Origin of the sequence: Niallia sp. Man26, from assembly GCF_022049065.2 — a bacterium.
In the GTDB taxonomy this organism is placed as follows: Bacteria; Bacillota; Bacilli; order Bacillales; family Cytobacillaceae; genus Niallia.
This window is the reverse complement of sequence record NZ_CP095743.1, coordinates 1-10,000: the sequence shown is the minus strand read 5'-3', so window position 1 is coordinate 10,000 and position 10,000 is coordinate 1. Positions and strand designations below refer to the sequence as shown.

The 10,000-nt window shown below is 38.0% G+C and carries 8 protein-coding genes (1 of these 8 cut by a window edge); all 8 read right to left on the bottom strand.

Going from position 1 to position 10,000, the window contains the following annotated elements; translation table 11 throughout:
• Positions 1 to 715 carry the 5' portion of an HD-GYP domain-containing protein gene (locus L8T27_RS00040; RefSeq protein ID WP_237940500.1) on the bottom strand. Its footprint begins 365 nt before the window's first position, so only the first 715 of its 1,080 coding nucleotides appear in the window; the start codon lies at positions 713 to 715; its stop codon lies beyond the left edge, outside the window.
• A gap of 179 nt (positions 716 to 894) precedes the next feature.
• Complete coding sequence (gene gyrA / locus L8T27_RS00035; protein ID WP_233319103.1) at positions 895 to 3,405, bottom strand: DNA gyrase subunit A; 2,511 nt, start codon at positions 3,403 to 3,405, stop codon at positions 895 to 897.
• A 73-nt stretch (positions 3,406 to 3,478) separates the two neighbouring features.
• The gene (gene gyrB, locus L8T27_RS00030; RefSeq protein WP_396953844.1) at positions 3,479 to 5,404 is read right to left on the bottom strand and encodes a DNA topoisomerase (ATP-hydrolyzing) subunit B; all 1,926 of its coding nucleotides are present in this window, start codon (positions 5,402 to 5,404) and stop codon (positions 3,479 to 3,481) included.
• Between the two features lie 76 nt (positions 5,405 to 5,480).
• On the bottom strand, positions 5,481 to 5,729 hold the full coding sequence (remB, locus tag L8T27_RS00025) for an extracellular matrix regulator RemB (protein WP_237940497.1): 249 nt from the start codon (positions 5,727 to 5,729) through the stop codon (positions 5,481 to 5,483).
• Positions 5,730 to 5,744: 15 nt separating this feature from the next.
• Complete coding sequence (gene recF, locus L8T27_RS00020) at positions 5,745 to 6,863, bottom strand: DNA replication/repair protein RecF (RefSeq protein ID WP_233319101.1); 1,119 nt, start codon at positions 6,861 to 6,863, stop codon at positions 5,745 to 5,747.
• A gap of 17 nt (positions 6,864 to 6,880) precedes the next feature.
• A complete protein-coding gene (gene yaaA, locus L8T27_RS00015; RefSeq protein WP_233319099.1) occupies positions 6,881 to 7,093 on the bottom strand; it encodes a S4 domain-containing protein YaaA in 213 nt (70 codons plus the stop codon).
• Positions 7,094 to 7,338: 245 nt separating this feature from the next.
• A complete protein-coding gene (dnaN, locus tag L8T27_RS00010) occupies positions 7,339 to 8,472 on the bottom strand; it encodes a DNA polymerase III subunit beta (protein ID WP_233319097.1) in 1,134 nt (377 codons plus the stop codon).
• A 187-nt stretch (positions 8,473 to 8,659) separates the two neighbouring features.
• A complete protein-coding gene (gene dnaA / locus L8T27_RS00005; RefSeq protein WP_233319096.1) occupies positions 8,660 to 10,000 on the bottom strand; it encodes a chromosomal replication initiator protein DnaA in 1,341 nt (446 codons plus the stop codon).

Here is a 10,000-nt window from a genome sequence, read left to right as displayed (position 1 = left end):
ATGGATAACCGCTCCCATCAAGTCTTTCATGATGCTGAAGTATAGCAAGTCTTGTTTCTTTTTTTAAGAGAGCATGCTCTGGCAGCATTTGCAAACTATAGCTTGTATGTCTTTTCACTTCCTCAAATTCTTCTTCCGTCAAAGGTTCTTCCTTTGTAATTAAGTTAGATGGTATTTTTGACATCCCTGCATCACTTAAACAGCCGGCCATAGCGATTTGGACGATTTCCCCTTTACTGTAGTCCATTTTTTTTGCTATAAGAGCACTAATAACACCTACTGCAACAGAATGCTGATAGATATATTCTTTTTTATTAGATAAATGATATAAAGAAAATACTTCCTTGCTATACTGCTCTAAATCCTCCAATAGCGGCAGCATTATTGTGCGAACTGCAGGAATATTCAGCGGTACACCATATTGCCAAGAACGAAACTCCTTTTTGTACTGGTTAACAGCAAGAAGAAATTTATCAAAGAAACTCTCTTCTTTCTTTTTCAATCCTGCACTATCTTCCTCTTTAAGCTCATCGAGAAAGTTTCCATCAATCTGAGTATTTTCAATCTCTATCTTCTCAATTTGAAATGCTTTAAGAACATTTATATGCTCGTCTGTCAATACAGTTTTAGAAGTTATTATCGGTCTATTCGTCATGCTGAAAACATCTTCTGCTAAGATGCACCCGGCCATTAAACGATTAACACTTACATTCATGTATTACTCCACCCTCATAAGGACTTTTATACTATATTCTACTTTATTTTTTATTGAAATGATAACCTTATTTTTAAAAAAAATACTGGAAAATTCTTATTTTTGGGATTATAAGGGTCATATTACCTATACCATTTAAATGTCCAGAGCGAAAAAAAGAAGCTGCTTTTGGCAGCTTCTTACTCCTCAGTTTCAGCAGCATCAGATACTGTGCTATCTTCCGCTGTTTCTTCAGGCATTTCTGTTTCAGCTTCTTCTTCTTTTTCCACTTTAGCGACTGTTGCTACAAATTCGCTTTCACTTTCATTAAGCTTAATCAGCTTAACACCTTGAGTGCTTCTACCCATAGATGATATATCGCCGACAGCCATACGGATTAAGACACCGCCCGTAGTAATTAGCATCAGGTCTTCCTCACCATTTACTGCCTTCATGGAAACTAACGGTCCATTTTTGTCAGTAATATTGCAAGTCTTAATACCTTTACCGCCTCTTCCTTGGATTCTATATTCCTCTGCAGATGTTCTCTTTCCGTAACCATTTTTCGTCACGATAAGAATTTCTGAACCTTCCTCTAACACTTCCATACCAACAACTTCATCATTAGAGGATAGGGTAATCCCTTTAACACCAGTAGCTGTTCTACCCATAGAGCGAACATCTGTCTCTGGGAAACGGATTAGAAGCCCATTTTTAGTTCCAATGATAATTTCCTTGTTACCGTCAGTGAGACGTACAGAAATCAATTCATCTCCATCTCTTAGGTTAACGGCAATTAGCCCGTTATTCCTGATATTTGCAAATGATGATAGCGGAGAACGTTTTGATATTCCTTCCTTAGTCGTGAAGAATAGGAACCAATCATCGACAAATTCTGAGACTGGTATGATAGCATTCACCCATTCATCCTTCTCTACTCCAAGGAGGTTGATAATCGGAATCCCCTTGGCTGTGCGGCTGAATTCAGGGATTTCATAGCCTTTAAGGCGATATACCTTCCCTTTATTCGTAAAGAATAGAATCGTATCATGAGTGGAAGTTGTGCTAAGCTGTTCCACAAAGTCATCTTCATTTGTTCCCATACCTTGAATACCGCGGCCACCGCGTTTTTGAGCGCGATAAGTAGACGCAGGCAATCTCTTAATATAACCGTTATGAGTTAGTGTGATGATGATATTTTCTTCTGGAATTAAATCTTCATCCTCGATATTTTCAATTCCGCCCGCTACAATTTCTGTACGGCGTTTGTCATTGAAACGCTCTTTTACTTCAAGGAGCTCCTCACGGATAATATCAAGCAGCTTTTCTTCATCAGCTAAAATAGATTTTAACTCGGCAATCAATGCTACTAATTCCTTGTATTCTTCCTCTATCTTTTCTCTTTCAAGTCCAGTTAATCTTTGCAGACGCATGTCCAAGATTGCCTGAGCTTGCTTTTCTGACAGATTGAAATTGCTCATTAATCCTTCTCTAGCAATATCTGTTGTTCTAGAACCGCGAATTAAGGCAATTACTTCATCTAAATGATCAAGTGCAATGCGCAAGCCCTCTAATATATGAGCGCGCGCTTCTGCTTTTCTCAACTCAAATTCAGTACGGCGGCGAATGATAACCTTTTGATGATCCAAATAATAAACAAGGCATTGCTTTAAGTTAAGCACTTTAGGCTGTCCGTCCACTAGCGCAAGCAAGTTAATACCAAAGCTTGTCTGCATTGCTGTGTGCTTATATAAGTTGTTCAGCAGCACATTAGCATTTGCATCCTTGCGAACTTCAATAACAACCCTCATTCCATTACGGTCTGATTCATCTCTTAAGTCTGTAATACCATCAATCTTCTTATCCCTAACCAACTCAGCAATTCGCTCTACTAGACGAGCTTTATTAACCTGATAAGGGATTTCTTTGACGATTATTACTTCTTTACCATTCGGCTTTACTTCGATTTCCACTTTTGCTCTAACAATGATAGAGCCTCTGCCTGTCTCGTAAGCCTTTCTGATGCCAGATCTCCCGACAATCATTCCACTTGTAGGGAAGTCAGGACCAGGTATTATTTCCATCAATTCGGGAATTGTAATATCAGAGTTTCTGCTGACAGCCAAAACACCGTCAATAACCTCTCCTAACTGATGCGGCGGTATGTTTGTAGCCATACCAACTGCAATCCCGCTTGTTCCGTTTACCAAAAGGTTTGGGAAACGGGATGGTAAAACAACAGGTTCCTTTTCTTCTCCATCGAAGTTTTCTGTGTAGTCGATAGTATCCTTGTTGATATCCCTTAACAGCTCCATCGCTATTTTGGACATTCTTGCTTCCGTATAACGCATCGCTGCAGCAGAATCGCCATCAACTGAACCGAAGTTACCGTGACCATCTACCAACATATAACGGTAGTTGAAATCCTGCGCCATACGAACCATTGTTTCATATACAGCACTATCACCGTGGGGATGGTACTTACCAATTACTTCCCCAACAATACGAGCAGATTTCTTAAACGGTTTGTCAGAATGCATTCCTAAATCGTGCATAGCATATAATATCCGGCGGTGAACAGGTTTAAGTCCATCTCGAACATCTGGAAGTGCACGGGAAACAATGACACTCATCGCATAATCCAAGAAGGATGTACGCATTTCCTTGCTTATATTTATTTCTTTAATTTGAGAATTCGGCATATCAGCCATATAGGAACCTCCTTAAGCAAAGCGCAAGGTGCTAAATCTCCTTTAGCACCATAGTCATTCTTTTGCATTTATCTTAAACATCCAGGTTTTTCACATATACTGCATTTTCTTCGATAAAGTTTCTGCGTGGTTCTACTTTATCACCCATTAGCATTTCAAATGTCTCATCCGCTTCGATTGCGTCATCCAGGCTTACCTGCAGCAACACTCTTGTGGAAGGATCCATTGTCGTATCCCACAGCTGTTCTGCATTCATTTCCCCTAAACCTTTATAGCGTTGGATATTCGGTTTTGGTGATGCTGGCAATTTTTCAAGTACCTCAGCCAATTGGCGGTCATTATATGCATACTCAAGCTTTTTCCCTTGCTTGACACTGTAAAGCGGTGGTTGAGCAATATAAATATATCCAGCTTCTACAATTTTCCGCATATAGCGGTAGAAGAAAGTGAGCAGCAGTGTTCGAATATGTGCACCGTCAACGTCCGCATCTGTCATAATAACAACCTTATGATATCTAGCCTTTGAAATATCATAGTCGTCTCCAATTCCAGTACCAATAGCGGTAATCATAGAACGAACCTCATTATTGGATAAGATACGATCCAATCTAGCCTTTTCAACATTCAGGATTTTTCCTCTTAACGGCAGGATTGCCTGGAAATGCCGGTCTCTTCCTGATTTTGCTGAACCGCCTGCAGAATCACCCTCAACTATGAATAATTCGCTTATTGCAGGGTCTTTTGACGAGCAATCTGCTAATTTACCAGGTAAGCTGGAAACTTCAAGGGCGCTTTTTCTACGCGTTAACTCCCTTGCTTTTTTAGCAGCAATTCTAGCTCTCAATGCCATTTGACCTTTATCAACAATTTTCCTAGCTACTGAAGGATTTTCAAGCAAGAATTTCTCAAAATGATCAGCAAAGATTGTGTCAGTGATTGCCCGAACTTCTGAGTTGCCTAGTTTTGTCTTTGTTTGTCCTTCGAATTGCGGGTCAGGGTGCTTAATTGAAACGATAGCCACAATCCCTTCCCTGACATCTTCTCCTGAAAGGTTTGCTTCTGAATCCTTAAGCACTCCGTTTTTCCTTGCATAGTCATTAATTGCTCGAGTCAATGCAGTTTTAAAACCGGATTCATGTGTTCCGCCTTCGTGTGTATTGATATTATTAGCAAACGAGAAAATGTTGCCTGTGTAGCCATCGTTATATTGGAGTGAAACCTCGACAGTAATGCCGTCTTTTTCTCCTTCAATATAGATAGGCTCTTCAAACAGCACCTCTTTATTGCGGTTTAAATGCTCAACGTAGGACTTTATTCCACCTTCATAGTGATATTCCTTACGCTTCTCCATACCTTCTCTTGTATCTTCAATGGTAATTTTAATATTGCGATTCAAGAAGGCTAACTCTCTAATTCTGTTTGCCAATGTTTCATAATCATAGACGAGAGTTTCTTTGAAAATCTCACTATCCGGTTGGAATCTTGTTGTTGTACCTGTTACATCTGATTCACCGATAATCTTAAGATCTTCCTGAGGAACACCTTTTTTATATTGTTGGTAGTATATGTTCCCATCCCGGTGAACAAAAACTTCCAACTCGGATGAAAGGGCATTAACAACAGATGCACCTACACCATGAAGACCTCCGGATACTTTGTATCCTCCGCCACCAAATTTACCACCGGCGTGAAGTACTGTCATGATTACTTCAACTGCAGGTCTTCCCATCTTTTCATGAATCCCGACAGGAATACCACGTCCATTATCCTTAACTGTAATGCTGTTATCTTTTTCAATAATGACGTTGATTTCATCGCAGTAACCTGCCAGTGCTTCATCAATACTATTATCTACAATTTCCCATACAAGATGGTGCAAGCCTTTACCGCTTGTTGAACCAATATACATCCCTGGTCTTTTGCGGACCGCTTCTAACCCTTCAAGTACCTGTATCTGACTTTCATCATATGATTGTTGTTCCATTGGATCATGTTCCATTGACAAATTGATCACCTTACTTTCTATTGACATCCAAAAATTTACTCTTTGCTTATCCTATTAGACCTTAAAATTGCTAATACTCCTGAGCTGTCAGTCTGTATGATCGCCTTTTTAGTGTATTGGAAGCAATTGGAGAATAATAAATGGCATCTTTTGTTATAACAATAGATTTATAAGCTTTACTGTCGCCACTTATTGTTTTCTCTTTTTGCGTATTTAAAAATTCAGTTGTAATCTCAGAGGAACCAATTGTTTGTTTGTCTAAAATTGTAATGATATCTACAGTTCTTATAAGTACATTTTCACCAATATGAACGTACACTTTTTCACCTCAAAGCTATTGAATCTTTTTCATCGTTCCTGCTTCCACCTGGAATGTAGATGCTTCTTTTAATGTTTGATGATCAATTCCATCCACATTCGTAGTCGTCACGAATGTTTGTACCTTTCCTTGGATGGTATTCAAAAGATGAGATTGTCGATAATCATCTAATTCAGAGAGCACATCATCTAATAAAAGGATAGGATACTCACGGATCTCCGCATGTATGAGTTCGATTTCTGCCATTTTAATCGAAAGTGCTGTAGTTCTTTGCTGACCTTGTGAACCAAAAGTTTGAACATCTCTTCCATTTACGAAAAACAATAAATCATCTCGATGGGGACCGAACAAGGTCATACCTCGGTCAATCTCTCTTTTTTTCACACTGGCAAACTTTTCTTCGTATACTCTTCTCATTTTCGACAAATCTAGATCTTCTGATACATCTGCCGAGGGTTTATACTGAATTTGTAATGTCTCCAGTCCTCTTGAAATTCCTTTATGAATTGGGATTGCCCAATTTTCCAGAAGTTCCAGGAATTCAAAACGCTTTGATACTATCTTCACTGCCATATCAATAAACTGCTCTGTCAGTATTTCAAGCATTGTATGATCTGACTGTTTATTCATCTGCAGTTGTTTTAAGTAAGTGTTTCGCTGCTGCATAATCTTTTGGTACTGGCTCATATCGTGCAAATAAACAGGGGAAATCTGCCCGATTTCCATGTCAATAAATCTTCTTCTAATTTGAGGACTACCCTTAACAAGATTTAGGTCTTCCGGAGCAAACATCACAACATTCATATTGCCGATGTATTGGCTTAGCTTCCGTTGCTCAATATGATTGTACTTAGCTTTTTTTCCTTTTTTAGACACAACTAACTGCATGGGTAGCGGCCCATGTGCTTTTTTTAATCTACCTTCTATTTTAGCATAATCTGAGTCCCAGCGAATAAGATCTTTATCATTTGAAGTTCTGTGGGATTTTGCCATTGCTAAAACATAGATGGATTCCATGACATTTGTTTTGCCTTGCGCGTTTTCTCCCAGAATGACATTTACCTTATTCTCAAATTCCACTTCCAGGTGCTCGTAATTACGGTAATTCCTCAATTGCAGCTGCTCAATAAACATAAGGGATCATCCTTTTTTTACAGAACTGTAAATGTACCAATAGAGGGAATTTCAATCTTATCGCCTGACCTTAATTTTCTGCCTCTGCGCTGATCTTGTTCTCCATTGACAAATACTTCATGTTCACTTAAAAACCATTTTGCCATTCCTCCAGATTGGATAATATCTGCAACCTTCAAGAATTGGCCTAATGTTATATATTCCGTCTCAATTTTAATTTGATTGTTCATGTTTTCACTCTTTCAAGTTTAATCGTATCTCTTTATTTTACTAAATTATTTAACGATACACAAAGAAAACTGAAATATTTCTATAAATTAGTAGTATTCAGCACATTTTCAAGAGATTTTGACGAACATTTAGGCATTAAATTCGTCTATAAAAAACATTCATAATTCCTGCTTTGCCTAAATATATTATTCATGAAGGAAAATAGGATGCCCCTATGGGACACCCTATAAGCTTTAGGCAGCTGTTAATATGTTCGCACTGGAAGAATTAGCTGAAGGATAGAATCATCATTTAACGGATTGATTACAAACGGTCGCATAGCACCAGTGAAGTTAATTTTCACTTCCGTTCCTTCTAAAGCCTTTAAAGCATCCATCATATATTTGGCACTAAAAGATATTTTCAGTTCTTCACCTTGAATAGACTCGCTGATTAGCTCCTCTACAACTTTACCAATTTCAGGCGTAAAAGATGAAATTTCAATTACATCCTCTCCAATGGTGGAGAATTTAACGACATTATTCCGTCCTTCTCTTGCAAGCAAGGATGCACGATCAATAGATTGCAGGAATTCTTTTGCATTCACAACTATTTCCGTTTTGCTTTCTGTCGGAATTAGACGATTTGTGTCAGGATAATTCCCTTCAAGCAGGCGAGAGAAGAATAAGATATGCTTCGCCTTAAATAGAATTTGGTTTTCTGTCACAACAATCTCAACCGGTTCGTTATGGTCATCTAAAATACGGTTTAACTCATTTAAGCTTTTCCCAGGAATCACAATATTAAATGACTGTTCCGTATTTGAATCAATTTTTGCTTTTCTTAATGCAAGCCGATGGCTATCTGTTGCAATACAGATTAAGTCATCATTTTCAATCTTCCAGTTTACACCTGTCAACACCGGGCGTGTTTCTGAGGTGGACACTGCAAACACTGTTTGTTTGATAATGTTTTTTAGCAGGTCAGTTGGAATTTTAAAGATATTTTCTTCTGATATTTGAGGCAAATGTGGATATTCCTCAGAATCAAGACCGTTTAAGTTAAATTCCGATTTCCCTGAACGAATTACCGTTTGTAAGTTATCTACTTCAAGTTCTACTTGGCTAGTAGGAAGCTTTTTAACGATTTCACTAAAAAATTTAGCTTGCAGCACGATTGATCCAGGACGTTGAATTTCCACAATGACAGAATCATTTTCTTCTTTAGGAATAAAGGATTCAATAGAGATATCTGAATCACTTCCTGTTAATGTAACACCTTCTTCTGTTGCTACGATTTTTATCCCTGTCAGAATTGGAATTGTTGTTCTGCTAGTTATGGCTTTCATTACATCCTGTACACCTTGGACAAGATTATCTTTTTGGATGATAAATTTCATTAATTGATCCTCCGTTATCATTAGTTTTTTTATTGCGTATTTATAATAATATTTCTTTTAAAGATCGTAGTAATAGTAGTAGGCCCTGTTAATTTGTGAATAACTCGCTTTTTCAAAGGAAACACAGTCTATCCACATGTGGATAGACTGTGTCTAAGTTGGTTAAAGTTATGCACAGTATTCAGTTTTATACTTTTAAGAGCTCGTTGATTTCTTTTAGCTGTTTTTGCAAAAGCGAATCAGATACAAGGAGCTTTGAGATTTTTTCATGTGCATGGATAACTGTAGTATGATCTCTTCCGCCGAATTCTTCGCCGATCTTCGGAAGGGAAAAGTCTGTAAGTTCACGTGACAAGTACATGGCAATCTGTCTAGGAAAAGCGATGGATTTCGTTCTTTTTTTAGCCTTAAAATCCTCTAATTTCACACTGAAATGTTCCCCGACTACTTTTTGAATATCATGTATTGTTATGACGCGCGGCTTAGAGCTAGGGACAATATCTTTTAATGCTTCTGCCGCAAGATCTGCATTAATGTCTTTGTTGATTAAGGAGGAATATGCAACAACTCTTATAAGTGCACCTTCTAGTTCACGGATGTTGGAATCAATTTGATTCGCGATATAAAGCATGACTTCATTTGGAATGTCCAACCCATCAGCTTTTGCTTTCTTTCTAAGAATGGCAATCCTTGTTTCTAAGTCAGGCGGAGTTATATCCGTTATTAGTCCCCATTCAAACCGTGAACGAAGCCTGTCTTCCAAAGTTGGAATCTCCTTTGGCGGCCTGTCACTGGAGATAATGATTTGTTTGCTTTCCTCATGCAAAGTATTAAATGTATGGAAAAATTCTTCCTGTGTTGATTCTTTTCCAGCAAGAAACTGAATATCATCTATGAGAAGTACATCAACATTCCGGTATTTATCACGGAATTCTGCACCTTTATTGTCTCGAATACTATTAATGAACTCATTTGTAAACTTTTCCGAAGATAAATAAACAACCTTTGCTGAAGGATTATGATCTAAAACATAATGTCCGATTGCATGCATTAAGTGAGTTTTTCCAAGACCTACACCCCCGTAAATAAAAAGCGGGTTATAAGCTTTAGCCGGTGCTTCAGCTACTGCTAAAGAAGCAGCATGTGCAAAGCGGTTCCCAGAACCAATTACAAACGTATCAAAAGTATATTTAGAATTCAGTATTGTTTGTTCGGTTGTTTCTTCTTCTTTTTTCTTTTGTTTAGAGGAGATTTGAAGATCAAATTCTTCCTCCTTTTGGTTTTGAGGAATAATAAATTTTACACCAAGCTCTTCACCAGTTATTTCTTCAAGAATGTCCGAAATAAGCTGGGAATATCGTTCTTCCAACCAGTCTCGAGCAAATTCATTAGGAGCTGTTATGATTAGGCTGTCACCTTGAAGGGCATGTGCCTTCGTTGCTTTAAGCCATGTATCAAAGCTAGGTTTGCTGATTTTTTTTTCAATATTGCTTAACGCTTTATTCCATAGATCCGCAATATTTTCCAA

What these genes read in the sequence shown, in the direction of transcription:
- gyrA (WP_233319103.1), bottom strand. Translation starts at nt 3,405, where the DNA reads ATGGCTGATATGCCGAATTCTCAAATTAAAGAAATAAATATAAGCAAG.
- gyrB (WP_396953844.1), bottom strand. Translation starts at nt 5,404, where the DNA reads ATGGAACATGATCCAATGGAACAACAATCATATGATGAAAGTCAGATA.
- recF (WP_233319101.1), bottom strand. Translation starts at nt 6,863, where the DNA reads ATGTTTATTGAGCAGCTGCAATTGAGGAATTACCGTAATTACGAGCAC.
- yaaA (WP_233319099.1), bottom strand. Translation starts at nt 7,093, where the DNA reads ATGAACAATCAAATTAAAATTGAGACGGAATATATAACATTAGGCCAA.
- dnaN (WP_233319097.1), bottom strand. Translation starts at nt 8,472, where the DNA reads ATGAAATTTATCATCCAAAAAGATAATCTTGTCCAAGGTGTACAGGAT.